The sequence below is a fragment of the Isoptericola sp. b408 genome (assembly GCF_030588085.1).
Lineage (GTDB): Bacteria > Actinomycetota > Actinomycetes > Actinomycetales > Cellulomonadaceae > Isoptericola > Isoptericola sediminis.
The window spans coordinates 786310-810827 of sequence record NZ_JAUQYQ010000001.1; the positions used below are offsets into that span (position 1 = coordinate 786310).

The 24518-nt window shown below is 73.8% G+C and carries 24 protein-coding genes; 12 read left to right on the forward strand and 12 right to left on the reverse strand.

The genetic code is table 11. The features are described from left to right. The first annotated feature begins 271 nt into the window (after window positions 1-271). Window positions 272-1012: an LPXTG cell wall anchor domain-containing protein gene (locus Q6347_RS03635; RefSeq protein ID WP_304606712.1), complete on the forward strand. Its 741-nt coding sequence runs from the start codon at window positions 272-274 to the stop codon at window positions 1010-1012. A gap of 149 nt (window positions 1013-1161) precedes the next feature. On the opposite strand, the gene Q6347_RS03640 is transcribed toward Q6347_RS03635, so the two are convergent. From Q6347_RS03640 to Q6347_RS03660, 5 genes are all read right to left on the reverse strand, one after another. After that, window positions 1162-1659 (reverse strand): ATP-binding protein, encoded by a 498-nt coding sequence (locus Q6347_RS03640; RefSeq protein ID WP_304606713.1) that lies wholly within the window; start codon window positions 1657-1659, stop codon window positions 1162-1164. Window positions 1660-1785: 126 nt separating this feature from the next. Beyond that, window positions 1786-2565 (reverse strand): ABC transporter ATP-binding protein, encoded by a 780-nt coding sequence (locus Q6347_RS03645; protein ID WP_304606714.1) that lies wholly within the window; start codon window positions 2563-2565, stop codon window positions 1786-1788. Window positions 2566-2677: 112 nt separating this feature from the next. After that, on the reverse strand, window positions 2678-3289 hold the full coding sequence (locus Q6347_RS03650) for a GNAT family N-acetyltransferase (RefSeq protein ID WP_304606715.1): 612 nt from the start codon (window positions 3287-3289) through the stop codon (window positions 2678-2680). A gap of 111 nt (window positions 3290-3400) precedes the next feature. Further along, a complete protein-coding gene (locus tag Q6347_RS03655) occupies window positions 3401-4636 on the reverse strand; it encodes a glycosyltransferase (protein WP_304606716.1) in 1236 nt (411 codons plus the stop codon). Between the two features lie 176 nt (window positions 4637-4812). Beyond that, on the reverse strand, window positions 4813-5466 hold the full coding sequence (locus Q6347_RS03660) for a uridine kinase (protein ID WP_304602613.1): 654 nt from the start codon (window positions 5464-5466) through the stop codon (window positions 4813-4815). 144 nt (window positions 5467-5610) lie between these two features. On the opposite strand from Q6347_RS03660, the gene Q6347_RS03665 reads away from it, so the two are divergent. Further along, window positions 5611-6768 (forward strand): endo-1,4-beta-xylanase, encoded by a 1158-nt coding sequence (locus Q6347_RS03665; RefSeq protein WP_304602612.1) that lies wholly within the window; start codon window positions 5611-5613, stop codon window positions 6766-6768. Between the two features lie 64 nt (window positions 6769-6832). Here Q6347_RS03665 and Q6347_RS03670 read toward each other — a convergent pair whose 3' ends face one another. Genes Q6347_RS03670 through Q6347_RS03680 form a run of 3 tightly spaced genes read right to left on the reverse strand, consistent with a single transcriptional unit; the run spans window position 6833 to window position 9875 of the window. After that, window positions 6833-7528 carry a lactate utilization protein C gene (locus Q6347_RS03670; RefSeq protein WP_304606717.1) on the reverse strand — a complete coding sequence of 232 codons (696 nt, stop codon included), beginning with the start codon at window positions 7526-7528 and terminating at the stop codon, window positions 6833-6835. Continuing rightward, window positions 7525-9075, reverse strand: coding sequence for a LutB/LldF family L-lactate oxidation iron-sulfur protein (locus Q6347_RS03675; RefSeq protein ID WP_304606718.1), 1551 nt, complete (start codon window positions 9073-9075; stop codon window positions 7525-7527). The genes Q6347_RS03670 and Q6347_RS03675 overlap by 4 nt, the downstream gene beginning before the upstream one ends. Beyond that, window positions 9072-9875: a (Fe-S)-binding protein gene (locus Q6347_RS03680; protein WP_304606719.1), complete on the reverse strand. Its 804-nt coding sequence runs from the start codon at window positions 9873-9875 to the stop codon at window positions 9072-9074. The genes Q6347_RS03675 and Q6347_RS03680 overlap by 4 nt, the downstream gene beginning before the upstream one ends. Window positions 9876-9952: 77 nt before the next feature. On the opposite strand from Q6347_RS03680, the gene Q6347_RS03685 reads away from it, so the two are divergent. Further along, window positions 9953-10669 (forward strand): FadR/GntR family transcriptional regulator, encoded by a 717-nt coding sequence (locus tag Q6347_RS03685; RefSeq protein ID WP_304606720.1) that lies wholly within the window; start codon window positions 9953-9955, stop codon window positions 10667-10669. Here Q6347_RS03685 and Q6347_RS03690 read toward each other — a convergent pair. Then, window positions 10666-11886: an AGE family epimerase/isomerase gene (locus Q6347_RS03690; protein ID WP_304606721.1), complete on the reverse strand. Its 1221-nt coding sequence runs from the start codon at window positions 11884-11886 to the stop codon at window positions 10666-10668. The genes Q6347_RS03685 and Q6347_RS03690 overlap by 4 nt on opposite strands. 172 nt (window positions 11887-12058) lie before the next feature. Here Q6347_RS03690 and Q6347_RS03695 point away from each other — a divergent pair, with 172 nt between their 5' ends. The 3 genes from Q6347_RS03695 (at window position 12059) to Q6347_RS03705 (ending at window position 14797) form a co-directional block, all read left to right on the forward strand. Next, on the forward strand, window positions 12059-12715 hold the full coding sequence (locus Q6347_RS03695; protein ID WP_304606722.1) for a GAP family protein: 657 nt from the start codon (window positions 12059-12061) through the stop codon (window positions 12713-12715). A 64-nt stretch (window positions 12716-12779) separates the two neighbouring features. Continuing rightward, window positions 12780-13805 (forward strand): beta-ketoacyl-ACP synthase III, encoded by a 1026-nt coding sequence (locus Q6347_RS03700; protein ID WP_304602605.1) that lies wholly within the window; start codon window positions 12780-12782, stop codon window positions 13803-13805. Between the two features lie 89 nt (window positions 13806-13894). Then, window positions 13895-14797 carry an LLM class flavin-dependent oxidoreductase gene (locus Q6347_RS03705; protein WP_369810799.1) on the forward strand — a complete coding sequence of 301 codons (903 nt, stop codon included), beginning with the start codon at window positions 13895-13897 and terminating at the stop codon, window positions 14795-14797. A gap of 36 nt (window positions 14798-14833) precedes the next feature. Here the strand turns inward: Q6347_RS03705 and Q6347_RS03710 are convergent, their stop codons facing one another. Further along, complete coding sequence (locus Q6347_RS03710) at window positions 14834-15118, reverse strand: hypothetical protein (RefSeq protein ID WP_304602604.1); 285 nt, start codon at window positions 15116-15118, stop codon at window positions 14834-14836. Between the two features lie 132 nt (window positions 15119-15250). Between Q6347_RS03710 and Q6347_RS03715 the strand changes: the two genes are divergently transcribed. Further along, window positions 15251-16132 (forward strand): PfkB family carbohydrate kinase, encoded by an 882-nt coding sequence (locus Q6347_RS03715; RefSeq protein ID WP_304606723.1) that lies wholly within the window; start codon window positions 15251-15253, stop codon window positions 16130-16132. Then, window positions 16129-16758: a nucleoside/nucleotide kinase family protein gene (locus Q6347_RS03720; RefSeq protein ID WP_304606724.1), complete on the forward strand. Its 630-nt coding sequence runs from the start codon at window positions 16129-16131 to the stop codon at window positions 16756-16758. The genes Q6347_RS03715 and Q6347_RS03720 overlap by 4 nt, the downstream gene beginning before the upstream one ends. A gap of 7 nt (window positions 16759-16765) precedes the next feature. Here Q6347_RS03720 and Q6347_RS03725 read toward each other — a convergent pair whose 3' ends face one another. After that, a complete protein-coding gene (locus Q6347_RS03725; protein WP_369810800.1) occupies window positions 16766-18370 on the reverse strand; it encodes an MFS transporter in 1605 nt (534 codons plus the stop codon). A 44-nt stretch (window positions 18371-18414) separates the two neighbouring features. Beyond that, window positions 18415-18888 (reverse strand): Lrp/AsnC family transcriptional regulator, encoded by a 474-nt coding sequence (locus Q6347_RS03730; protein ID WP_171246050.1) that lies wholly within the window; start codon window positions 18886-18888, stop codon window positions 18415-18417. Between the two features lie 361 nt (window positions 18889-19249). On the opposite strand from Q6347_RS03730, the gene pdhA reads away from it, so the two are divergent. The 4 genes from pdhA to Q6347_RS03750 are packed head-to-tail and all read left to right on the forward strand — an operon-like array spanning window position 19250 to window position 24514. Continuing rightward, window positions 19250-20494 carry a pyruvate dehydrogenase (acetyl-transferring) E1 component subunit alpha gene (gene pdhA / locus Q6347_RS03735; protein WP_304606726.1) on the forward strand — a complete coding sequence of 415 codons (1245 nt, stop codon included), beginning with the start codon at window positions 19250-19252 and terminating at the stop codon, window positions 20492-20494. After that, on the forward strand, window positions 20491-21519 hold the full coding sequence (locus tag Q6347_RS03740) for an alpha-ketoacid dehydrogenase subunit beta (RefSeq protein WP_304602599.1): 1029 nt from the start codon (window positions 20491-20493) through the stop codon (window positions 21517-21519). Before pdhA ends, Q6347_RS03740 begins: the two co-directional genes overlap by 4 nt. After that, window positions 21516-22910, forward strand: coding sequence for a dihydrolipoamide acetyltransferase family protein (locus tag Q6347_RS03745; RefSeq protein WP_304602598.1), 1395 nt, complete (start codon window positions 21516-21518; stop codon window positions 22908-22910). The genes Q6347_RS03740 and Q6347_RS03745 overlap by 4 nt, the downstream gene beginning before the upstream one ends. Beyond that, window positions 22907-24514 carry a carboxyl transferase domain-containing protein gene (locus Q6347_RS03750; RefSeq protein ID WP_304602597.1) on the forward strand — a complete coding sequence of 536 codons (1608 nt, stop codon included), beginning with the start codon at window positions 22907-22909 and terminating at the stop codon, window positions 24512-24514. The genes Q6347_RS03745 and Q6347_RS03750 overlap by 4 nt, the downstream gene beginning before the upstream one ends. The last annotated feature ends 4 nt before the right edge of the window (window positions 24515-24518 follow it).

Below are 24518 nucleotides of genomic sequence, written 5' to 3' on the forward strand. Positions count from 1 at the left end.
CGCACGGAGGCCCGCCCGGGACCCCCCGGGCGGGCCTTCTGCCGTCCGGCACCTGGCTTCGTCCGGCATCCGCTCGGCGGCCCCCGGATCGGCGACCCCGAGGCCCGGATCATGATGGGCCGGGAAGATCGGGCAGAACGGACAGAAGTCCTGAGTCCGCGATATCACCAGGGGGTAACGGTCCGCGGACGGGCCTTCCGACATGCCACGGACTCCCCTAGGCTGCCAAGCGCCGCCTCGTCACGACCAGCCTGAGAGTGAGACACCAGCGATGACCGCTGCTCGATTCCGCTTGCCGATCGCGTTGATCGCCGCCGCCGCTTTGTTCCTCCTCGGTGCCCTCGTGGGGCTTCCCGTGGCCACGGCCACGCCGGGCGCCACCATCACGACCAGCGACGAGCAGGTCTGCCCGGACGAGAAGACCGGATGGATCAAGACCGAGGACATCGACAAGACGACGTACAAGGTCACGGCGTCCGACGGCTCCCTGATCAAGAAGATCTGCGTGAAGGCGGCGAACGACGGGGTCACCTACATCACGTTCGACCAGCCGGTCGCGGAGTACCTGGTCGAGTCCCCGGCAACCAACACCAACGGCCAGGTGCAGGAGATCAGCCACGTCTCCGTCCTGGAGGTCAAGATCGAGCCGTCGCCGTCGCACTCGCCGGCCCCGTCGACGTCGCCGTCGGTGTCCCCCTCGCCCTCGATGTCGCCCTCCCCGTCGATGGAGCCGTCGGAGGAGCCCTCGATGGAGCCGTCGGAGGAGCCCTCGATGGAGCCGTCGGAGGAGCCCTCGATGGAGCCGTCGGAGGAGCCCTCGACCGAGCCGTCGGAGCAGCCGTCCACCGAGCCCTCGACCGACGTCTCCGACGAGCCGTCCCCGGGCGACAGCATGGAGCCCACCACGGACGAGCTCCCGCAGACCGGTTCCGAGGTCACGGCCATCGCGATCGGGGCGCTCGCGCTGATCGCCGCCGGTGGCACCTTCCTCTGGATGCGCCGCCGGGCCTGATCGCCTGACGTTCTTCGAGGGCCCGACCGGGAGCTTCCCGGTCGGGCCCTCGCCGTCTGTCCTCGGAGCGGGGCGACGCGGCGTTCCAGACGTGACCTGGGGGTGCTACGGCCGACGGCACGCAGAACGCCGCGACGAGCCGTCGCTCGTCACCGGCCGACGGGCGTCCGCGTATCCGGTGCGGCGTGGCGTGCGGACCCGGAACCGCCCCGCGACCGGTCTCGCGCGGCCAGCGTGAACCGCGCCCACACGCGCTTCTCCCAGGCGGAGTCGCGGTACCAGCCGACCTCGTCGGCGACACGCAGCGCCAGCTGGAGGCCGAATCCGCCCTCACCCAGATCGCGGTGCGGGCTGAGCACGGGCGGGAGGTCGGGGCGCTGGTCCGTCACGGAGACGACGACGGTCGCGCCGTCGCAGCGCAGCTCGACCCGTGCCGGCCCGTCCGCGTGCTCCAGCGCGTTGGACGCCAGCTCGTTGGCGATGAGGACCACGTGGTCCGGGCTCGCACCCGAGGGGGCGAAGCAGTCGCAGTCCACCGCTTCCATCCGTTGCAGGGCGCGGTCGAGGTCCGTGCGGATACGCGCGAGGTCTTCCGGGGAGTCGATCGCCCATCGGGCCATGACCGTGTTCGGGGGTCCGCTCGTCATCCCGTGACACCGCCCCGGACGAGCATTGCTACCCCTCACGATTGGCGGACTTCGAGACTGACCCGCCGTCGAGCCTACAATGCGCCGGACGGGACCGCCTGACGGCCTTTCGCCGAGTCGGCGGACTCAGCGGAACCGCTGGACCGCCTGCGGTGCCGCCTCGGCGAGCTCCTGCACCACCGGGTGCGTCGCGGTCGCCAGCACCTGCGAGAGGCTCCCGGAGGTCACGAAAGTGCCGTCGGCGAGCACGTGCACCGTCGGGCAGAGTCGCTCCACCAGCTCCAGGTCGTGGGTCACCAGCAGCACGGCGGTGCCCTGGGCCGAGGTTGCCTCGCCCAGCCGGCGCACGACCTCACCGCGCATCGCCGGGTCGACGGCGGTCAGGGGCTCGTCCAGCAACAGGGCGTCCGGGCGGGTCGCCAGCGCGGAGGCGAGCGCGACGCGCTGCTTCTCGCCCCCGGAGAGCGTGCCGATCTGCCGGGGCGCGAAACGCGGCTCGAGGGCGACGTCGGCCAGCAGCTCTTCGACGGTGCGGCCCGAGGGGCGGCCGGCCTTGCGGGCGTCGGTCAGGGCCTTGCCGAGCACGCGGTCGACGGTCCAGCGGGCGTCGGCGTCGGCGATGCCCTCCTGGGTGACGCGGCGGACCTGGGTGCGGAAGGCCTTCTTGTCGCGCAGCCCGATGCGGCTCACGGTGCGGCCGTGCCAGGTGGCGTGACCGCTGGTGGGCCGGACACGGCCGACCAGCGCGCGCACGATCGTGGACTTGCCGGCCCCGGACGGCCCGACGATACCGACGGGAGCGGAACCGGTCGTGAGCTCGAGGTCGATGTCGCGCACGACGTCGGGGCCGCCGTAGCCGGCCGAGAGGCCGGTGGCGCGCAGGATCGGGGTGGTGTTCGAGCTCATCGGGACCTTCGGGGTGCAGGGGAGTGGTGGACCGCCGGAGGACAGGGTTCCGGCGGGCCACACGGTACGACGAACGGAGGCCGTGGGCGGTTCCCGCTCGACGGAGCAGCCGTCAGGACCCGTCGAGCGCCCGGCGCATCAGCACGCGCGGGAACCCGTCGAGCGTCGACGACGTCGCGGCGACGACCGTGAAACCCGCCTGCTCGAACATCTCCCGGGTGCCGACGTAGGCCATGGTGGTGTCGATGCGCTCGCCCTGGTTGTCCAGCGGGTAGGCCTCGACCGCCGGTGCGCCGCGGTCGCGGGCGAACCGGACCGCCCCTTCGATCAACGGGGCGGTCAGCCCGGTCCGGCGGTACCCGGGCCGCACCCGCAGGCACCACAGGGACCACGCGTCGACGTCGTCGACGTGCGGGATGCGGCGGTTCGTCGCGAACGACGTGTCGGCGCGGGGGTGGATCGCGGCCCAGGCGACGGGCTCGCCGTCCAGGTAGGCGACGACGCCGGGAGGGGGATCCTGCGCGCAGAGCTCGCGGACGCGCTCGCCGCGGGCCGGCCCACGCAGGCGCCGGCTCTCCGTCGAGCCGATCCGGTAGCTCAGGCAGAAGCAGACGGTCGCGTCGGGACGCCGCGGTCCGACGAGCGTGGCGACGTCCTCGAAGACGGTCGCGGGGCGCACGTCGACGTCCGCCGGCGTCGGTGCGGCGGGGTCGGGGACCGGCATCCACTCACCTCCCGGACGTGTCGCCCGGAGCGCTCCGGACGCCTCCAGTCCTAGCGGGTCCCGCCGGGCCCGGCAACGGGACGCCGGAGCGGGCGTCGCGTCGCCCGGTCGTCAGGCGGCGACCTGCAGGCCGGTGCCCCGCACGGCCTGCTCGAGCACCTGGGCGTAGCCGGAGAGCATCCGGACGTGGCTGAACCGCTGGCGTGCCGCGGTGAGCGCCCCGCGCAGCTCGCCGCGTCGTGCCGCGGCCTCGATCCACGTCTCGGCGATCTCGGCGGCGTCGAAACCCGTCACGAACCCGATGCGCTCGACCAGCCGCGCGCTGTCCCCGACGGGCGTGGTCACGGGGACCGCGCCGCTCATGGCGCCCTCGATGAGGCACAGCGGCGCGGCCTCGCCGTAGGCCGAGGTGAGGGCGACGACGTCGGCCATCGCGTAGACGTTCTCCATGTCGCGGCGCACGCCGAGGGTGTGGACCCGGGCGAGCAGGTCGGGGCGGTCCCCGAACGACCGGTCGAGCAGCTCCGCCAGTCCGGTGTTGTCCCGCGTCATGCCGGCGCCGCACATCATGACGTGGCCGGAGTCGTCGCGCTCCAGGAACTGGCGTGCGGCGGCAACGAAGAGTGTCGGGTTCTTCATCGCGTCGTAGCGGGCCGCGTAGGCGACGAGGGTCGCGTCGGCCGGGATACCGGCCGACCCCCGCAGCGCCAGCCGGCGCACGCGGCGCAGCGGGTGGAACCGCGTGAGGTCGATGCCGTTGGGGACCACCTTGAGCAGGTGCTCCGGGACGCCGGCCGCGGCGTAGGCGTCCCGGGTCGACTCGGCGCAGCACACCGCTGCCGCGAGCAGGCCGCTCTCGGCGGCGGTGCGCAGGTCGTCCAGGGCCGCGCCGGAGTTCTCCGGGTCGGAGCGGTGCAGGCACGCCACCACCGGACGGTCCGGGAACCCGGCCGCGTTCGCCAGGCGCAGCGGCTGCTCCTTGAGCGACAGGACGACGTCGGCCCCCGTCGCCTCGCGGCGGGCGATCTCCATCTCGGTGTCGGTGAAGACGCGCGGGTCGTCGTCGTCGTCCGTCGACCGGCCCAGCGTCGAGATGCGGACGCCCGCGGCGCGCAGCGCGAGGAACCGGGGGTCGTCCTCCATCCGCTGCAGCATGGTCTCGCGGCGCACGGCGCTGTACAGGCTGAGCGCCGAGTGCTGCTGGTGGCCGTGCGCGTGGAGACCCGACACCACTGTCGAGTGCAGCACGCGGGCGCCACCGGAGAAGAAACCCTCGTAGAGGGACAGGACACGCAGTGAACTGTGTTCGAACACCTCGACCACCTCCTGGGACCACGGTGAAGCCACGTGATGTGGCAGGGATGACCGTCGTGTTAAGTCTTCATGACACTTCAGAGGGCGCTGCCTGAGGCAACCCCGGTGCGGGGTCGCGCGACGGCGCGCGGTGCGTCTGGCTTCGACAGGTCAGGAGGGCGGCAGCACGGAGGAGGTTCGGCGCGGGGAGCACGACGATCAGGCACAGATTAGGCCACGGAACGGATCTCCTGCTCGGCGACGCTCGGGGTGAGAGGTCGGCAGCCGAGCTCCGTCCACCGGCGCACGAGCTCGGGCTCGGCGCGCATCAGACCCCAGCCGCGTCGCAGCAGCGTGAACGGGGGTTTGCGCGACTCCGCCAGGTCGCGCAGCAGCCGGAACCAGAACGTCACGAGGCGGGGCCGCGCCAGGCAGATCGCGTCGGCGAGGATGCCCTCGGCGCGCAGGTCGGCCACGAGCTCGGCGGCGAAGACGCCCTCGGCGAGCACGACCTTCTCGCCGTGCGCGTCGACCACCGCGTCGCCGGTGCGTCGCGACGTCGGGATGTCGTAGACCGGCACCTCGGTCCGGCCCGTGGCGGCGAGCGTGCGCAGCGCCTCCAGGGCGGCGTCGTGGTCCCAGCTCGCCGGGTCGTCCCAGTCGACGATGCCGAAGGCCCGTGGCATCCCGGGGTGATCGTGGTCGCGGTAGAAGTCGTCCAGCATGACGACGGGCAGCCCGAGCCGGCGCGTCAGGGCGGACTTGCCGCTGCCCGAGGCCCCGGTGAGCAGCACGATCCGGGTGATCGGGCGGCGGGCCTCGGCGGGGACGTCGAAGAGGGCGTCGGACGCGCGTGCGGAAGCAGGCAGATCGCTGTCGGTCACGGAACCCCATTGTGCCGGTCGGGCCCGGACGGTCGATCGGCGCGCCGTCGCGCGGACCATTGCGAAACCGTTATCGATAACGATATCTTCGCGTTGTCCGGTGGACAGGTGAGTCGCCGGGCTCCCTCCAAGGAAGGAACAACGATGTCCCATCCCTCGAGCACGAAGCGTGCGGTCGCCGTCGCGGCCTCGACGCTCACCGCTCTCGCCCTCACCGGCACCGCGGTCCAGGCCTCCCCGCCGGAGGCGACCCTGCGCGCCGAGGCGCCCCAGGACCTCAAGATCGGCAGCGCCGTCTGGGCCCAGCGCGACCTCCTCGATGCCGACCCCCAGAACCCGACCGAGTTCCAGCAGATCCTCGCCTCGGAGTTCGACTCGCTCACCGCCGAGAACGACATGAAGTGGGCCGAGATCCACCCCGAGCCGGACGTCTACGACTTCTCCGGTGCGGACGCCCTCATGGCCTTCGCGCGGGCCAACGGCCAGGAGGTCCGGGGGCACACCCTGCTGTGGCACAGCCAGAACCCGGACTGGGTGACCGAGGCGAGCGAGACCTGGACCTGCGACGAGGCGCGTGACGTCCTCGAGGACCACGTCCGCACCGTGGTGGGCCGCTACGCCGGTGACATCTACGAGTGGGACGTGGCCAACGAGCTCATCCAGGACGAGTGGGACGCGGGCGGTGTGCAGCTGCGCACCGAGGCCAACCCGTTCCTCAAGGCCTGCTCCGAGGACCCGGTCGGCCTCATCGGTGACGTCTTCCGGTGGACGCACGAGGAGGACCCGGAGTCCGTGCTGTTCCTCAACGACTACAACGCGGAAGGCATCAACGCCAAGACCGACGCCTACTACGCGCTGGCCCAGGAGCTGCTCGCCGACGGCGTGCCGCTGCAGGGCTTCGGCGCCCAGGGCCACCTGAGCCTGCAGTACGGCTTCGACGAGTCCATCCAGGCGAACTTCGAGCGGTTCGCCGACCTCGGTCTCAAGGTGGCGATCACCGAGGCCGACGTCCGCATGCCGCTCGGCGAGGACGGCGAACCGACCGCCGAGCAGATCGCCCTCCAGGCCGAGCGCTACGACAAGATGCTGCAGGCCTGCCTGAACGTCGCCTCCTGCACCAGCTTCACGGTCTGGGGCTTCGACGACGGCCGGTCCTGGGTCCCGGGCGTCTTCCCCGAGGGGTACGCGACCATCATGACCGAGGACTACGAGAAGAAGCCCGCGTACGACGTGCTGCTCGACAGCCTCACCGAGGCCACCCCCGGGAAGTCCCCGCGGACCCCGCCGGGTCTGAACAAGTAAGGACGGACCGCCGAGGGGCACCGGGGGCGCAGCACGGTTGCCGCGCCCCCCGGTGCCCGTGCGTTCAGGGGGACGGCGACACGAGAAGCACGTGCAGCGTGCGCGGTCCGTGCACCCCTTCGACGCGGTCGAGCTCGATGTCGCTGGTGGCGCTGGGGCCCGAGATCCAGGTCTGCGGCCGTTCGGGATGCTTGGCGAGCCGGCGGACCATCTCGGGCACGGTCTGGACGACCTGGTCGGTCCGTACGACGCACAGGTGCACGTCGGGCACGAGGGAGATCGCCCGACGGCCCTGGTCGGCCTCGGCGTCGAGCACGACGGTGCCGGTCTCGGAGCAGGCGACCCGGGCGGCGGTGAGCACAGCGGCGACCTCGTCCAGGTCGAGCGCGGTCGTCGGTGCGTCGGGGGAGTCCCGGTGCACGCTGATGTCGCGCGGAAGGGCCTCGAGCCACCGGTCGTCGAGTCCGGGCGGCACGACGACGGACGGCGCGCCACCGAGGTCGCCGACCAGGCGCGCCACCTCCGCGGGCAGCTCGTCCGCCGTGACGCGGTGGACGTGGGCCCGGTAGTCCTCCAGCCGGTCGACGAGCTGCTCGACGGCGGCCCGCGACCCGGGTGCGTCGGCCCCGGCGGTCCGGTACTCCCGCGGCACGTCCACGGCGGCGGGCGCCGTGCCGACGCGCCCGGCCGGCGTCGTGCCTGTTCCGGCCTCGCCGAGCGCGGCCCGGATCCGGCGCAGCACGCCCTCGCGCGCGCTCATCGCTCGCCCCCGTCCTTCTCGTGCTCGGCCATCCACTGCCGGAACGTCTGCCGCGGCGGCGCGGGCAGGTCCCGTGACCGGGTCCACGCGGACGCCGGTGGCGGCGCCGTCGAGAGGACGCCGTCCCGTCCGCCCACCACGTGCCCGAGCGTGGCGGCGCGACCCGCGAGGCCGAACCGGTCGCCGTCGGACATCACCCAGGAGGCCGCCTTCATCGCGGCGCGCCACGGGTCGACGGCGCGGCCGCGGTCGGCATCGACCTCGCGGGCCCGTAGGTCCACGAGGATCGAGGGGATGTCGATCTTCACCGGGCACACGTCGGAGCAGGCGCCGCACAAGGTCGAGGCGTAGGGGAGTGCGGCGTTGACGTCGTCGGTGCCGGACATGCCGCCGGACGACGCCGTGAGCTGCGGGGTGAGGATCGCGCCGATCGGGCCGGGGTAGACCGAGCCGTAGGCGTGCCCGCCGACCCGTTCGTACACCGGGCACACGTTGAGGCACGCCGAGCAGCGGATGCAGTGCAGGGCGGAGCGGCCCACCTCGTCGGCCAGCACGTCGGTGCGGCCGTTGTCGAGGAGCACCAGGTGGAACTCCTGCGGCCCGTCGCCCGGGGTGACGCCCGTCCACAGGGAGGTGTACGGGTTCATGCGCTCGCCGGTGGAGGACCGCGGCAGGAGCTGCAGGAACACCTCGAGGTCGGAGTACGTGGGGATGAGCTTCTCGATGCCCATCACCGTCACGAGGGTCTCGGGCAGCGTGAGGCACATGCGCCCGTTGCCCTCGGACTCGACGACGGCGAGGGTGCCGGTCTCCGCGACGCCGAAGTTGGCGCCGCTCACGGCGACCTTGGCCGAGAGGAACTTGCGCCGCAGGTGCGCCCGGGCCGCCATCGCGAGCTCGCGCGGCACGTCGGACAGGTCCTCGGGGGCGTCGCCCATGCGCCGGCGGAAGATGTCGCGGATCTCGGCTCGGTTGCGGTGGATCGCCGGCACGAGGATGTGGGAGGGCATGTCGTCGGCGAGCTGCACGATGAGCTCGGCCAGGTCGGTCTCGATCGCGGCGATGCCCTCGGCCGCCAGGTGCTCGTTGAGGCCGATCTCCTGGGTGGCCATCGACTTGACCTTGACGACCTCGTCGGCCTCCTGGGCCCGCGCGATCTCGGTGACGATGCGGTTGGCCTCGGCGGCGTCCCGTGCCCAGTGCACGACGCCGCCGCGCGCGGTGACGTTCTCCTCGAGCCGGGCCAGCAGGTCGGGCAGGTTCGCCAGGACCTGCTGCTTGACCGCCGAGCCCGTGTCGCGCAGCGCCTCCCAGTCCGGGACCTCGCCGACGACCGCGGCCCGCTTGGCGCGGATGGTCCGGGTGGCGTGGCCGAGGTTGCGGCGGAGCTGGTCGTCCTGCAGCGTCTGCCGCGCCGCCGCGGGGAACGCCTCGCCCCAGCGCAGCGGCTCGTCGGGGTGGGGGACCGGGCCGAACGGCTCGGAGCCCTCGGGCGCCGCGTCGTCGGACCGGCGCCGGACGCCCGGGATGCCGAGGAACGTGCTCATCGGGTCACCTCCACGGTGTCGGCGCCCGTGCGGACGCGGGGCAGCGGGGTCGGTTCCTCCCGGGTGGAGGCGAGGATCTCCGCGAGGTGCAGCGTCCCGATGCCGGCACGCTGCCGGGACAGCCCGCCGCCGATGTGCATCAGGCAGGACGTGTCCCCGGCGGTGACGACGGCGGCCCCCGTGCCGCGGACGTTCGCCGTCTTGTCCGCCAGCATCGCGGCCGAGGTGTCGGCGTTCTTCAGGGCGAACGTGCCGCCGAACCCGCAGCACGACTCGGCCTCGGGCAGCTCGACGAGGTCGATGCCCCCGACGGCGCGCAGCAGGCGCAGCGGCCGGTCGCCGACGCGGAGCATGCGCAGCGAGTGGCAGGTCGGGTGGTAGGTGACGCGGTGCGGGAACCAGGCGCCGACGTCGGTGACCCCGAGCACGTCGACCAGCAGCTCGGACAGCTCGTAGGTCCGCGCCGCCACCGCCTCGGCGGTGGCGGCGAGGTCGTCGAGCCCGGCCCGGCGGCAGACCATCGCCTGCTGGTGGCGCACCGACCCGGTGCAGGAGCCGGAGGGGATGACGACGGCGTCCCACGCGCCGTCGGCCACCGGCGCGAAGGTCTCGACGTGGTTGCGCACGACGGGGACGGCCTCCTCGACGTAGCCGGTGTTGATGTGCATCTGCCCGCAGCACGCCTGGCCGCGGGGGAAGACGACGTCGTGGCCGAGCCGTTCGAGCAGGCGCACGGTGGCGCGAGGGGCGCCGGGGAACAGGGTCTCCGCGAGGCAGGTCGCGGCCAGGGCGATGCGCACGGTCCGGCTCCTTCGGCGGGCTGGCAGGTGCACACCATGATGCCAGGTGTGGTCAGACCAGCGACTAGGATCGGGACGTGCGCACCCACGAGAAGGTCCTGGCCCGCATCGAGTCCGACCTGGCCGCCGGGCGCTGGGCGCTCGGTGAGCGGCTCCCGGCCGAGCGGGCGCTCGCCGAGGAGCTGCAGGTCTCCCGCCCCTCGGTGCGCGAGGCGATCCGGATCCTCGAGGCCATGGGCATGATCCGCACCGCCGTCGGCTCCGGGCCGGACGCCGGGGCGACCGTCATCGACCGGCCCGCCGCCGGGCTCGGTGCGGCGGTCCGCCTGCACGTGGCCTCCGGGACCCTGCCGGTGCACGACGTGGTCGCCACCCGCGCGACGTTGGAGACCTGGGCGGTGCGGGAGGCGGCCGCCCGCAGCGGTGACACCGACGACGGCTGGGCGGCGGAGGCGACACGGCTCCTCGAGGCCATGGAGGTGCCGGGCCTGGCCGTGGACGAGTTCGTCCGGCTCGACCAGGACTTCCACCTCGTCCTGGTGCGGCTCGCCGGCAACCAGCTCGTCGAGGCGATCCTGGCGGGGCTGCGCAGCGCCGTCGCGTCGTACGTGGCCCGCGGCGTGCAGCAGCTTCCGGCCTGGCCCGCCACGGCCGACCGCCTCTGCGGCGAGCACCGGGAGATCCTCGACGCCGTGGTCGCCGGGGACGTCGACCGTGCCGAGCGCGAGACGCGTGAGCACATCTGGGGCTTCTACCGGGAGACGGGGCTCGCCGGCGATTCCCCCGCGTCCTAGGAGTCGAGGCGGGCGGACTCCGCGAACGACCCGCTCAGCGGGAGGTCCGGCACCAGCAGCGCCTGGACGGCGTGGTAGATGTCCGGCTTGCCGTCCCAGACGGTCGCCGCCGGCTGGTCGTGGGCGTCCAGCTCGTGGTGCCACGACCCGCGGTCGGTGTCGACGAACCGCCGGCGCAGCAGGCCCCACCAGCTCGCGGCGAGCTCGCCGTAGCGGGACTCACCGGTCACCATGGCCAGCACCTCCGCGGCGGCGACGGCCTCCGCCGCCACCCAGTGGAACCGCCGGCGCTCGACGGGCGTCCCGGACCAGTCGACCGTGTAGACGAACCCGCGTCCGTCGAAGCCGTCCGCCAGGGCTCGGTCGAAGAGCTGGAGGGCGACCTCCGTGCGTCGTCCGGGGTGCCCGGCGGCGATGTCGAGCTGCAGCATCAGGCGGGCCCACTCGAAACCGTGGCCGGGGGTGGAGCCGTAGGGCTTGAAGGGGTCGCGCGGGCGGTCGGCGTTGAGCTCGAGGTCGGGGGTCCAGTCGGCGGTGAAGTGCTCGGGGATGCGCCACCGGGTCGCCTCGGCCCACGCGGCAACCCGGTCGGTGACACGCACCGCCCGCTCCAGCCACCGGGGGTCCTCGGTCGCGTCGGCGGCGGCGAGCATCGCCTCGACGCCGTGCATGTTCGCGTTGATGCCCCGGTAGGTCGACAGCACCGTCCAGCTCCGGTCCCACTCGTCCACGAGCAGCCCGGCGCCGTCGTCCCAGAAGCGGCGGTCCAGCACGTCGAGCGCGTCGTCGAGCAGCGCGCCGGCTCCCGGGCGGCCGGCCTGGACCGCGGAGGAGGCGGCGAGGACGACGAACGCGTGGGCATAGGCGGCCTTGGTGCCGTCCAGGGCGTCCCCGGGCCCGACGGAGGCGAACCAGCCCCCGTGCTCGGCGTCGTGGAGCGGGCCGGACAGCCCGCCGAGCGCGCGGTCGGCGAGGGTCCCGCAGCCGGGGACGCCGAGCAGCTCGCCCAGCGCGTAGGTGTGGGCCATCCGCGCGGTGATCCACGTCTGTGCCGGTCGTGAGGGGTCGGGACGTCCGCGGGCGTCGAGCCAGCGGGCACCGGAACCGTCGGGGAGGGAGGCGGCGCCGAAGGCGAGCAGGCGCCGCACCTCGGCGGCCCGCCACGGGCGTCCGTCCGGGGCGTCGACGTGATCGGCGGGTGCGGCGTCGTCGGTCACGGGTCGGTCCTCTCGGTCGGTCCGTGCCGCCGCGGCGGCGGCTCGCTGTCCCCAACCTAGGACACCGGCCACCGGGCCGCCCACGCCCAGCGCCTGCGGCGCCCTGCCGACCGGCCGGACCGAACCGCCGGGCGCCGAGCGGCAGGTGGCCGGCTGCTGGCAGGATGGGGCCGTGCTGCTCAAGGTGCTCGCGGTGGTCGTCCCGCTCGCGCTGGTCGGCGCCGTCAGCCCGATGATGCTGAGCGAGCAGACCTTCCTCCTCTCCGGCCGGGACGGACGGCGGGTCGCTGCGCGCTACGCCCTGGGCGTCGTCCTGACGCTGCTGGTCATCCTGTCCGCACTGGTGCTCTTCGGCCGTTCGCTCGCACTGCCGAAGGAGCCGACCCTGAGCGCCTCGCTCGACATCGTCCTCGGCTCGCTGCTGGTGCTCCTCGCCGCCGCTCTCGAGGTCCGCCGTCGCCGGCACCGACCGACGGAGCCCCGGAGCCGCGCACTGGGTCCCGGCGCCGCCTTCGGTTTCGGCGTGTTCTCCATGGCGACGAACTTCACGACCATGGCTGTCCTCGTCCCGGCCGCCAAGGAGATCGCCGCCGGCGATCTCGAGGTCGTCGGTCGTGTCGTGGCGATCCTCGTCGTGGTCGTGGTGGCGTCCCTGCCGGCCTGGTTGCCCCTCGTCCTGACGCTGGTGGCGCCCGGGCCCGCCGGCCGGGGGCTGAAGGCCTTGGCGGACTTCGTCGCGAAGCGGGGCGCACAGCTGACGGTCGTCCTGGTGGCGGGGCTCGGGCTGTTCCTCGTCGGACGTGGCCTCGTCCACGTTCTCGGCGGCTGAGCCCGACGTCTCGCACTCCGGCCCCCGGGCGGAGGGCCGGGTCCGGCATGCCATGATCGGTGTCATGCTCTCGCTGCCTGCCGGCGCAGCCGGCTCCCGGATCGTCGGCCTCGGTCACCACCAGCCCGCCCGGGTGATGACCAACGACGACGTCGCCGAGCTCGTCGAGACGAACGACGAGTGGATCCGCTCGCGCACCGGCATCATCACCCGCCACGTCGCCGCCGACGACGTCACGGTCGCGGACATGGCCACCGCCGCGGCGGAGCACGCACTCGCCGACGCGGGGGTCGCGAACGACGACGTCGACCTGGTGATCGTGGCCACGACGACCGCGATGGACCGGTCGCCGAACACTGCCGGCCGCGTGGCCTACGCCTTGCGCACCGGTGTCCAGCCCGGGGCGAGCACGCCCGAGGGCGAGGAGGAGCCGGACCTGCGGGGCGTCGTCGGGCCGGGCGTCATCGACGTCAACACCGCCTGCTCGGGTTTCGCCTACGCCGTGGGTCTGGCCGACCAGGCCATCCGCACGGGCAGCGCCCGGACCGCCGTCGTGGTCGGGTCGGAGAAGCTGACCGCGGTCACCGACTGGTCGGACCGGTCGACCTGCATCCTCACCGCCGACGGGGCCGGGGCCGCCGTGCTCCAGGCCGCGGACTCCCCGGGTGTCGGGCAGGTCGTGTGGGGGTCCGAGCCGGAGATCACGCCGGCGGTGCGCATCGAGGCACCGGCGGAGCGGTTCGCCCAGGACGGCCGTGCGGTGTTCAAGTGGGCCATCACCCGGGCCGCCGAGCGGGCCCGCCGCGTCGTGGAGGCGTCGGGGCTGACGCTGGACGACGTCGAGGTCCTGGTCGCCCACCAGGCCAACCTGCGCATCATCGAGCCGCTGGCCAAGTCCCTCGGACTCGAGGACCGGGTCGTGGTCAGCGACATCACCGAGTCCGGCAACACCTCGGCGGCGTCGATCCCGCTGGGGCTGTCCAAGTGGTGGCACGACGGCCGGATCCCGGCGGGCGTGCCCGCGCTGCTGTTCGGCTTCGGCGGCGGGTTCACCTGGGCCGGCCAGGTGGTGACCACCCCGCAGCGGTGAACCCGCCGTCCGCGGCACCGGTGGTCCGCGGGCGGGGGCCCGCCTATGGTCGACGGACCAGGTGAGACGCGGCACCCCGGGGGCTCGGCATGACGGACTACGGACACGAGATCGTCGTGGGGGCGTTCATCACGCCGTCGAACGCCGATCCGCAGGGCCCGGTCCGCCTCGCCCGGACCGCCGAGTCCGCCGGGCTGGACCTCGTCACCTTCCAGGACCACCCCTATCAGCCGCGGTTCCTCGACACCTGGACGCTGATCTCCTACGCCGCGGCCGTCACGGAACGGATCCACCTGGCCGGCAACGTCCTCAACCTGCCGCTGCGCCAGCCCGCTGTGCTCGCCCGGTCCGTGGCGAGCCTGGACCTGCTCAGCGGCGGGCGCGTCGACCTGGCCCTCGGCGCCGGCGGGTTCTGGGACGCGATCGCGGCGATGGGCGGGGCGCGGCTCACCCCCGGGGAGTCCGTGACCGCGCTGAGCGAGGCGATCGAGATCGTCCGGGGCATCTGGGACGCCGGTGAGCGGACGCCCCTGCGCGTCGAGGGGGAGCACCACCGGGTCACCGGGGCCAAGCGGGGCCCGACGCCCGCGCACGACGTGCCCATCTGGGTCGGTGCCACCAAGCCGCGCATGCTGCGTCTGGTCGCCCGGCAGGCCGACGGCTGGCTGCCCTCGTACGGCTACCTGCAGGACGACGGCCTGGCCCGCGGCAACACGATCATCGACGAGACCGCCGAGGAGGTCGGTCGGCACCCGGCCGAGATCCGGCGGCTGCTCAACGTCGGCGGCGAGGTCACCGCCGACCGGCGTGGGTTCCTGAAGGGTCCGGTCGACCAGTGGGTCGAGGAGCTGGCCGGTCTGGCCCTGACCCACGGCGTCGGCACGTTCGTCGTGGCGACCGACGACCCGCGCATGCTCGAGGTGCTCGGCGAGGAGATCGCGCCCGCGCTCCGCGAGCTGGTGGCCCGGGAACGGACGACCGGCACCGCCTGACGGCTCCGGACCGGCGGGACCGTCCGCGACGGCGGGTCAGGCCGGGCCGACGGCACCCACGACGGCGGAGAACAGCACGGCTGCGAGGACGCCGAGACCGAGCAGCGCGCCCGCCAGCCCGCGTCCCACGCCCGGGTGCCCGTCCCGGTCGGCGACGTGGCTGCCGATCGATCCGAGCGTGAGGGCCGCCAGTCCTAGGGGTGCCGCCAGCCAGTCCCCGACGACCGGGACCAGGGCGCAGGGCAGGCCGGCGATCCCCAGCGCGAGCGACCACTCCACGGCGCGGGGTGCGTGCGCGCGGGCGGGTCCGTCGTCGTGCATCGCGCCTCCCCGACTGCCTGCTGCCCGCAGGAACCCGGCCGGTCCGGCGCGGTGATCTCGATCCTGCTCGTGCGTCGATCCTACGCGCCGGGTGCTCCCGCCCACGGGGCCGGTGCGTGCCAGGATGAGGCCATGCCTCTCGCCGACCACACGGGCACCTGCTGGTTCGTCGGGCTGACGACGCTCGACGTCGTGCACCGGGCCGCCGGCCGCCCGGACCGGGACGAGAAGGTCACGGCCTCGCGGCAGGACGTCGCGGCGGGCGGTCCGGCCGCCAACGCCGCCGTGACGGCGGCCGCGCTCGGGGCGCGCGCCGTGCTGGTCACCGCGCTCGGCGACAGCCCGGTGGCCCGTGCCGCCCGCGCCGACCTGGAGACCCACGGGGTCGAGGTGCACGACGTCGTCGCGCCGGGCCAGGACTTCCCGCTCGCCGTGTCCGCGGTGCTGGTCGACGAGGCCACGGGGGAGCGGTCGGTCGTCTCGGCGGACGCGGCGCTCGCGGAGGCCCCGCCGCCGAGATTCCTCGGCGACCTCCCGCACGCGGACGTCGTCCTGTTCGACGGTCACCACCCCGTGATCGCGGGTGCCGCCGTCGGGCACCTGGAGAACCGCGCCCCGCGGCCCCTCGTCGTCCTCGACGCCGGGCGCTGGCGGCCCCTGTTCGCCGAGCTGCTGCCCGTGGCCGACGTGGCGGCGGTGTCCGCGCGGTTCGCGGTCCCCGGGCACGACGACGTGACCGCCGGGGCGCACGATCTCGGGGCGCGCGGGGTGGTGGTCACCCACGGCGACGGCCCGGTCGAGTGGTCCTCGGGCGACGAGACCGGCACCGTCCCCGTCCCGGCGGTCGAGGCCCGGGACACCCTCGGGGCCGGTGACGCGTTCCACGGAGCCCTCGCCGTGGCGCTCGCCGGCGGTGCCGCGCTGCCCGAGGCCTGCGTGACGGCGGTCGAGGTCGCCGGGACGCGGGTGCGGCACGTCGGCCCGCGGTCCTGGCTGGCCGAGGTCCGGCGATGAGGTGCACGACGGCGGAGCTCGTGGAACGGGCCCGGGCACTCGTCGTGCCGGGGGAGCGGGCGATCCTGGGGATCGTCGGGGCACCCGGGTCCGGCAAGTCGACCCTCGCTCAGCGGCTCGTCGAGGCGCTCGGTCCGCACGCGGCCGTGGGCGTCGGGATGGACGGGTTCCACCTGTCGGACGCGGTCCTGGCCGCGCACGGCAGCCGGGAGCGGAAGGGTGCGATCGACACCTTCGACGACGCCGGGTACGCCGCCCTGGTCGCGCGGCTCGCGGACGCCCGTCCCGGCGACCGGCCGATCTACGCGCCGGTGTTCCGGCGCGAGATCGAGGAGCCGGTCGCCGCGGGCGTCGAGGTGCCCGCCGAGATCCCGCTCGTGGTCACCGAGGGCAACTACCTGCTGGCCGGCACCGGGGCCTGGCCGGCCGCCCGGGCCCGCATGAGCGAGGTCTGGTACGTCGAGGTGGCCGAGGACCTGCGGCTGGCCCGGCTCGAGGAGCGGCACCGCGTGTTCGGCAAGAGCCCGGCCGACGCCGCCGTCTGGGCCCGCGGGTCGGACCAGGTCAACGCGGAGCTGATCGCCCGGACACGGGGTGCGGCGGACCTGGTGGTCGAGCTCGGGTGATCCCCCGTCAGGTGCGGTCCTCGGCGACCGCGACCGTCTCGCGGGGCCGGCGCTCCAGCGTCAGCGTGGCGCCCAGTCCCAGCAGGAGGAAGCCGCCCGCCACCCAGGCGGACCAGCGGGTCCCCTGCGTGAGGGCAGCCCGCGCGTCGTCGGCGGCGGACGCCGTGGCCGGGTCCTGCTCCAGGCCGGCGATGGCGCCACCCGCGCTGTCCACCACGGCCGTCACGGTGGCTTCCCGGGCGGCGTCCGGGACGCCACGGTCCGCGAGCCGGGCGTCCAGGTCGGCCGCGGTGGTCGTGAACAGGATCGTGCCGAGGATGGCGATGCCGAGCGCTGACCCCACCTGACGTGCGGTGCTCTGGGTCCCGGAGGCGGCACCGGAGACCCGCACGGGAACGTCGGCGAGGACGACGCCCGTGAGCTGCGCGGTCGCCAGCCCGACCCCGAAGCCGTAGACGACGAGGAACGGGACGACGGTGACCCAGGTGGAGTCGGGACGGGCGACGGCCCCCAGACCCACGACGCCGACGATCTCGGCGGCGATGCCGAGGCGCACCACCGGCACGGCACCGAACCGGACGGTGAGGGCCTGCGCCGCCCCGCTGGCCAGGAACGATCCGCCCGCGAGGCCCACCAGGATCCAGCCGGTCGCCAGGGCGTCGTAGCCGAGGACGTTCTGCAGCCAGATCGGCAGCGACAGCAGGATCCCGAACTCCCCGAGCGAGACGACGAGGGCGGCGACGTTGCCGTTGCGGAACGAGGCGATGCCGAACAGGTCCAGCGGGATCAGGGTCGGCAGGCCGTGGCGGGCCCGACGCAGACCGCGCCGGACGAACAGGACGCCGGCGGCGACGCCCACGGTGAGCGCGACCGGCACCGGGGACAGTCCGAGCGGCCACCACTCGGCGGCGGCGTCGAGCGTCGTCCACCAGCCCAGCGATCGTCCCTCGATGAGCCCGAAGACGATCCCGCCGAAGGTCAGCACGGACAGCAGGGCAGCCACGAGGTCGGTGCCGCGCTGCTCGTCGGCCCGGGACTCCGTGACCACGAGGGCCGCGGCGACCAGGATGAGGACGCCCAGGGGGATGTTGATGCCGAACGCCCAGCGCCACGAGTAGTCGGTGGTGAGCCAGCCACCCAGCAGGGGCCCGACGGCGGCCATGCCGCCGATGGTCGAGCCCCAGACGGCGAAGGCGATGCCGCGCTCGCGGCCGCGGAAGGTCGCGTTGATGATCGACAGGGTCGTGGGCAGGATCATCGCGCCGCCGAGGCCCTGGACCAGCCGGGCGCCGATGAGCACGCCGCCGGTGGGTGCGGTGGCCGCCAGCAACGACGACGCGGCGAAGACCGCGACACCCGCCATCATCATGCGGCGGCGGCCCCACCGGTCGGCGAGGACGCCGAGCACCAGCAGGAGGGAGGCGAACACGAGCGTGTAGGACTCCTGGACCCACTGCACCTGGGTCGAGTCGATCCCCAGGTCTGCCACGATCGACGGGATCGCCACGTTGACGATCGTCGAGTCGACGATGATGAGCGAGACGGCGACCGAGACGGTCACCAGCGCGAGCCAACGGCGGCGGTCTGCCACGGGTCCTCCAATACACAGCATGCTGAGTATTGGCGACTGTACTCCTCCGCCGTGACGAGCGGGACTCAGAGCTCGCGGCGGAGCTTCTCCACCAGCGGCTGCACCCGGTAGGGGATGAGCTCGCCCATCGCCAGCGAGGTCTCGGTGCGCTCGACCCCCTCGATCTGCAGGATCGCGGCGTCGATGCGGAACAGGTGGTCGGTGTCCCGGCAGACCACGTGCACCCGCAGGTCGGCGGTGCCGCTGTGACCGTACGCCTGCACGATCTCCGGGATGCGGGCCAGGTGCTCGACGATCCGCACCAGGTCGCGCTGGTGCACGGTGATCTCGATGAAGGCCAGCAGCGGGTGGCCCAGCACGGCCGGGTCGATGCGCCGGTCGAAGTGGAGGAACGCGCCGGCACCCTCCAGGCGCGCCAGCCGGGCGGCCACGGTGTTGCGGGAGATCCTCAGGCGCTGGGCGAGTGCGACCGTCGTCGCGCGGGGGTCGTCGGCGAGCGCCCGCAGCAGATCCAGGTCCACGGCATCGATGCTGTGCACGCGCGCCAGCCTAACGTCGCTCGGGGCCGGAGGTGACGGCCCGGCAGGTCGTGCTCGTCGGATCTGCCCGGAATGGACCTCGCGACGCGAGATGGCGCACGGTCATCTCCCTGTTGCGCAGAACGTCCGGCGACGTGGTGGTCGATGAAGCACTCTGCTCAGTCGGCCGAGGGCTGGTGGTGCGGTGTGACGGAGCAGCGTTACCTTCGCCACAACGGCGCTCGACGACGAGCGACGACCCGATGCGAGGTGAGGCTCACCCATGCCCAGCACCACGGATCCGAGGACGAAGGACGACCTGTCACAAGCGGGTGAGTCGGCATCCTCGGCGGACACTGCCCACGGCGGCGCACGTGACCACGTGCCGGCCGGTTGGGTGCAGCGCGACACGGAGAACGGCGCGCGGCACCTGGACGGAGCCCCGGACGACGGCGGCGTCGACCACACCCCCGTCCGTCTGATCGACCCGGACGGCACCCGGCACGAGGTCCCCGAGCTGGACCGTTGGCTCGACGACGTCGACGACGCCGCGATGTTGCGGCTCTACACCGACATGGTCGCCGCCCGCCGGATCGACACCGAGGCCACCGCCCTGCAGCGCCAGGGCCAGCTCGGCCTGTGGCCCCCGATGCTCGGCCAGGAGGCCGCGCAGATCGGGTCCAGCCGCGCGCTGCGCGAGGACGACTTCGTGTTCTCCAGCTACCGCGAGCAGGGTGTGGCGTACGTGCGCGGCATCGCCCCGACCGACCTGCTGCGCGTGTGGCGCGGTGCGGCCCCGTCCGGCTGGGACCCCTACGAGTACCGGATGGCCCCGATGCAGGTCATCATCGGCGCCCAGACGCTGCACGCCGTCGGCTACGCCGTCGGCCTGCTCCTCGAGACCGCCACGGCCGGCACCGGTGCCCACGGCGGGATCGGCATCTCCCGCCCGGAGAACGACGGACCGGACGCCCCCGAACGGACCTCCGCCACCATCTCGTACTTCGGTGACGGCGCGACCAGCCAGGGTGACGTGCACGAGGCGATGACCTTCGCCTCCACGTGGTCCGCCCCGACGGTCTTCTTCTGCCAGAACAACCAGTGGGCGATCTCCGAGCCCGTGGACCTGCAGTCCAAGGTGCCGCTGGTCGAACGGGCCCGCGGCTACGGCATGCCCGGCGTCCGGGTCGACGGCAACGACGTCCTGGCCGTCCTGGCCGTGACCCGCGAGGCGCTGCACCGCGCCCGCGCCGGCCTCGGACCGACCTTCATCGAGGCGGTCACCTACCGGATGGGCCCGCACACGACGGCCGACGACCCGACGCGCTACCGCGACCGGAGCGACCTCGAGGAATGGTCCGGCCGGGACCCGATCGCCCGGCTGGCCGCGCACCTGCGCGACCGCGGCGTCCTCGACGACGACGCCGAGGCGGCCGTCCAGCAGACCGCCGACGAGGTCGCCGCCACGATGCGCGCCGGCGTCTACGCGGTCGCCGACCCCGACTGGTCGACCGTGTTCGACCACGTCTACGCCGAGCCGCACGCCGTGCTCGACGCCGAGCGGGACGCCTACGGGCGCTACCTCGCCGGCTTCGCCGACAACGACACCCAGGAGGCCGCCCGATGAGCGACATGACCCTGGGCCAGGGCCTCAACACCGGGTTGCGGCAGTCCCTGGCCGACGACGACAAGGTCGTGCTCCTCGGTGAGGACATCGGCTCCCTCGGCGGCGTGTTCCGCGTGACCGACAAGCTCCAGCGCGAGTTCGGCCCCCACCGCGTGATCGACACCCCGCTGGCCGAGTCCGGGATCCTCGGCACGGCCATCGGGATGGCGTGGCGCGGGTTCCGACCCGTGGTGGAGATCCAGTTCGACGGCTTCGTCCAGCCGGCCTGGGACCAGATCGTCAACCAGGTCGCCAAGATGCACGCCCGCACGGTCGGGCGCGTCACGATGCCGATCACCGTGCGCATCCCGGTGGCGGGCGGCATCGGCGCCGCCGAGCACCACTCGGAGTCGCCGGAGGCGTACTTCGTGCACACCGCCGGGCTGCGCGTCGTGTCGGTGTCGAACCCGCAGGACGCCTGCACCGTGCTGCGCCAGTCGATCGCGAGCGACGACCCGGTCATCTTCTTCGAGCCCAAGCGGCTCTACCACGTCAAGGGCCCGGTCGAGGTGGAGCCGCTGGAGAGCGCTCTGCCCATGTCCCGCGCCCGGGTCGTCCGTCCCGGCAACGACGTCACCGTCGTGACCTGGGGCTCGCACGTGGCGGGCGCGCTGGACGCCGCCGAGGCGATGAAGGACGACGGCGTCTCCGTCGAGGTCGTCGACCTGCGCTCCCTGTCTCCCTGGGACTCCGAGACCGTCGTCGAGTCGGTGCGCCGCACCGGGCGGGTCGTCGTCGTGCACGAGGGCCCCCGCCAGGGCGGGGTCGGGGCGGATATCTGCTCCGTCGTCACCGAGCGGTGCTTCGCCGACCTGGCGATGCCGCCCGTGCGCGTGACCGGCCACGACGTGCCGTACCCGCCGGCGAAGGTCGAGGGCCACTACGTGCCCGACATGGACCGCGTGTGCTACGGCATCGACCAGGCACTCGGACGCGTCCCGTTCGAGACCTTCACCCCCGCGACGTCCACGGAGGTGGCCGCATGAGCACCCAGGAGATCTTCCGACTGCCGGACCTCGGCGAGGGACTCACCGAGTCCGAGATCGTCGAGTGGAAGGTGTCCGTGGGCGACACGGTGACGCTCAACCAGGCGCTCGCCGAGGTCGAGACGGCCAAGGCGATGGTGGAGATCCCGTCGCCGTTCGCCGGGACGGTGGCCGCGCTGCACGCCGAGGAGGGCGACATCGTCGAGGTCGGCGAGCCGCTGGTCACCTTCGGCGACGGCACCGGCGGGGACGGCGCGGGCGACGACGCTCCCGCCGAGGCGTCGGCCGAGGGCGTCGCGTCCGCGCCGGAGCCGGCGCCCGAGTCGACGGCACCCGAGCCCACGGTTCCCGCGACGACGGTGGAGCCCGCTCCCGCGGCGAGCGCCACCACGAGCACCGCGGCGGAGCGGTCGGCGTCGTCGGCGTCGACGAACGGCTCCGTCGAGGAGTCCTCCGGGGCGAACCTCGTCGGCTACGGCACCCGTGCCGCCCGCAAGGGCAAGCCGACGCGCCGGCCCCGCAAGCCCGTCGACGCCCCGCCCGCGCCGGTGCGCAACGCCGGGCCGGCGGCCGCCCCGGTGGCCGCCCGGACGGCCGAGCACCGCGTGAAGGTGCGCAGCGTGCGCAAGCACACCGCGGCCGCGATGGTCGCCAGCGCCCGGGTGCCGCAGGCGACGGTCCACCTCACCTGCGACGTGACGGAGACGCTCGCCCTGGTCGCCCGGCTGCGCGAGCACCCTCGCACCCGGCACACCAAGGTCGGGCTGCTCACGGTCATCGCCCGTGCGGTCTGCGGGCTCGTCCCGCAGCACCCGGCGATCGTCACCCGCTGGGAAGAGAAGGACGGCGGCCAGGCCGAGCTCGTGCGGTCGCCGCACGTGAACCTCGGCATCGCGGTCGCGACCGACCGCGGACTCGTGGTCCCGCACATCCCGCACGCCGACGAGCTGTCGATGCTGGGGATGGCCCGCGCCCTGCGCGAGCTCGCCACCACCGCCCGCTCGGGCCGCACCCGTCCGGACCGACTGACCGGCGGCACGATGACGCTGACCAACGTCGGGGTCTTCGGCGTCGACGCGGGCAGCCCGCTGCTCAACCCGGGCGAGTCGGCGATCCTCGGCATCGGGCAGGTCGCCCGCCGGCCGTGGGAGCACGAGGGCGAGGTCGCGCTGCGCGACGTCGTGACCTTCAGCCTCACCTTCGACCACCGCGTCGTCGACGGCGAGCAGGGCGCCCGGTTCCTCGCGGACCTGGGCGGGCTGCTCACCGACCCGGCGCTGGCGGTGCTGCTCGGCGGACGTGACGAGCCGGAGCAGGACGAGGCGGAGCAGGACGACGGCGCCGCGGGACGCAACGGCGCGGCCTCGTCCCGCCAGGCGGTGACCGTATGACCGTGCTGACGTCCGCCGTGGACCCGGCGGCCGAGGCCGCCCGGGCCAACGCCGACGCGCAGCGCGCCCTGGCCGACACCCTGCGGGAGCGCACGGCCGCGGCCGCGCGCGGCGGTCCCGAGCACGCCCGGGAGAAGCACGTCGGGCGGGGCAAGCTGCTGCCGCGCGAACGGGTCGAGCGGCTGCTCGACCCGGGCAGCGCGTTCCTGGAGATCTCCCCGCTGGCGGCGTACGACCAGGACGACGGTGCCTGGCCGGGCGCCGGGGTGATCGGCGGCATCGGCCGGGTCGCCGGGCGGCAGGTGATGGTCGTGGCCAACGACCCCACCGTCAAGGGCGGCACCTACCACCCGCTGACGGTGAAGAAGCACCTGCGCGCCCAGGAGATCGCGCTGGAGAACCGCCTGCCCTGCGTCTACCTCGTGGACTCCGGCGGGGCGTTCCTGCCCCGCCAGGACGAGGTGTTCCCCGACCGGGACCACTTCGGGCGGATCTTCTACCACCAGGCCCGGCTGTCGGCCGCGGGGATCCCGCAGCTGTCCGCCGTGCTCGGCTCCTGCACCGCCGGTGGCGCCTACGTGCCGGCGATGAGCGACGAGACGGTCATCGTGCGCGACCAGGGCACGATCTTCCTCGGCGGCCCGCCGCTGGTGAAGGCGGCCATCGGCGCCGAGGTGACCGCCGAGGAGCTCGGCGGCGGCGAGCTGCACGCCCGCCGCTCCGGCGTGGTCGACCACCTGGCCGACGACGACGAGCACGCCCTGGACATGCTGCGGGACATCGTGGCCACGCTGCCGCCCGACCCGGAGCCCGTCTGGGAGGTCGTGCCGACCGTGGAACCCGTCGGGGACCCGGCCGACCTGTACGCCGCCGTGCCGGTGGACGTCCAGCAGCCGTACGACCCGCGCGAGGTGATCTCCCGGATCGTGGACGGCAGCGAGCTCACCGAGTTCAAGCCGGAGTACGGCACGACGCTGGTGTGCGGGTTCGCCCGCATCCACGGGCACCCCGTCGGCGTCGTCGCCAACCACGGCGTGCTGCTCAGCGAGTCCGCGCTCAAGGGCGCGCACTTCGTCGAGCTGTGCGACCAGCGCGGCATCCCCCTGGTGTTCCTGCAGAACATCTCCGGGTTCATGGTCGGCCCCGACGCCGAGGCCGGCGGCATCGCCAAGGACGGCGCCAAGATGGTCACCGCCGTGGCCACCACGCGCGTGCCGAAGCTCACCGTCGTCGTCGGCGGCTCCTTCGGGGCCGGCAACTACGCGATGTGCGGCCGTGCCTACTCCCCGCGGTTCCTGTGGACCTGGCCCAACGCCCGCGTGTCCGTCATGGGCGGCGAGCAGGCCTCGGCGGTGCTGGCCACCGTCAAGCGCGACCAGCTCGCCGGCCGCGGCCAGGACTGGGACGCCGAGGAGGAGGCCGCGTTCCGGCGCGGCATCCGCGACACCTACGAGGCCGCCGGCGACCCGTACCACGCCACGTCCCGGCTGTGGGACGACGGCATCATCGACCCGACCGACACCCGCCGGGTGCTCGGCATGGCGCTCGCGACCTGCGCGCGCACCCCGCTGCCCGAGCCCTCCTTCGGGCTCTTCCGGATGTGAGGCC

Coding starts and splice junctions, on each gene's coding strand:
- Q6347_RS03710 (WP_304602604.1), bottom strand. CDS start 15,118: ATGCACGACGACGGACCCGCCCGCGCGCACGCACCCCGCGCCGTGGAG.
- Q6347_RS03750 (WP_304602597.1), top strand. CDS start 22,907: ATGACCGTGCTGACGTCCGCCGTGGACCCGGCGGCCGAGGCCGCCCGG.
- Q6347_RS03650 (WP_304606715.1), bottom strand. CDS start 3,289: ATGCCGGTCCCCGACCCCGCCGCACCGACGCCGGCGGACGTCGACGTG.
- Q6347_RS03725 (WP_369810800.1), bottom strand. CDS start 18,370: ATGCTGTGTATTGGAGGACCCGTGGCAGACCGCCGCCGTTGGCTCGCG.
- Q6347_RS03745 (WP_304602598.1), top strand. CDS start 21,516: ATGAGCACCCAGGAGATCTTCCGACTGCCGGACCTCGGCGAGGGACTC.
- Q6347_RS03715 (WP_304606723.1), top strand. CDS start 15,251: ATGCCTCTCGCCGACCACACGGGCACCTGCTGGTTCGTCGGGCTGACG.
- Q6347_RS03720 (WP_304606724.1), top strand. CDS start 16,129: ATGAGGTGCACGACGGCGGAGCTCGTGGAACGGGCCCGGGCACTCGTC.
- Q6347_RS03635 (WP_304606712.1), top strand. CDS start 272: ATGACCGCTGCTCGATTCCGCTTGCCGATCGCGTTGATCGCCGCCGCC.
- Q6347_RS03665 (WP_304602612.1), top strand. CDS start 5,611: ATGTCCCATCCCTCGAGCACGAAGCGTGCGGTCGCCGTCGCGGCCTCG.
- Q6347_RS03705 (WP_369810799.1), top strand. CDS start 13,895: ATGACGGACTACGGACACGAGATCGTCGTGGGGGCGTTCATCACGCCG.
- Q6347_RS03640 (WP_304606713.1), bottom strand. CDS start 1,659: ATGACGAGCGGACCCCCGAACACGGTCATGGCCCGATGGGCGATCGAC.
- Q6347_RS03670 (WP_304606717.1), bottom strand. CDS start 7,528: ATGAGCGCGCGCGAGGGCGTGCTGCGCCGGATCCGGGCCGCGCTCGGC.
- Q6347_RS03740 (WP_304602599.1), top strand. CDS start 20,491: ATGAGCGACATGACCCTGGGCCAGGGCCTCAACACCGGGTTGCGGCAG.
- Q6347_RS03675 (WP_304606718.1), bottom strand. CDS start 9,075: ATGAGCACGTTCCTCGGCATCCCGGGCGTCCGGCGCCGGTCCGACGAC.
- Q6347_RS03645 (WP_304606714.1), bottom strand. CDS start 2,565: ATGAGCTCGAACACCACCCCGATCCTGCGCGCCACCGGCCTCTCGGCC.
- Q6347_RS03700 (WP_304602605.1), top strand. CDS start 12,780: ATGCTCTCGCTGCCTGCCGGCGCAGCCGGCTCCCGGATCGTCGGCCTC.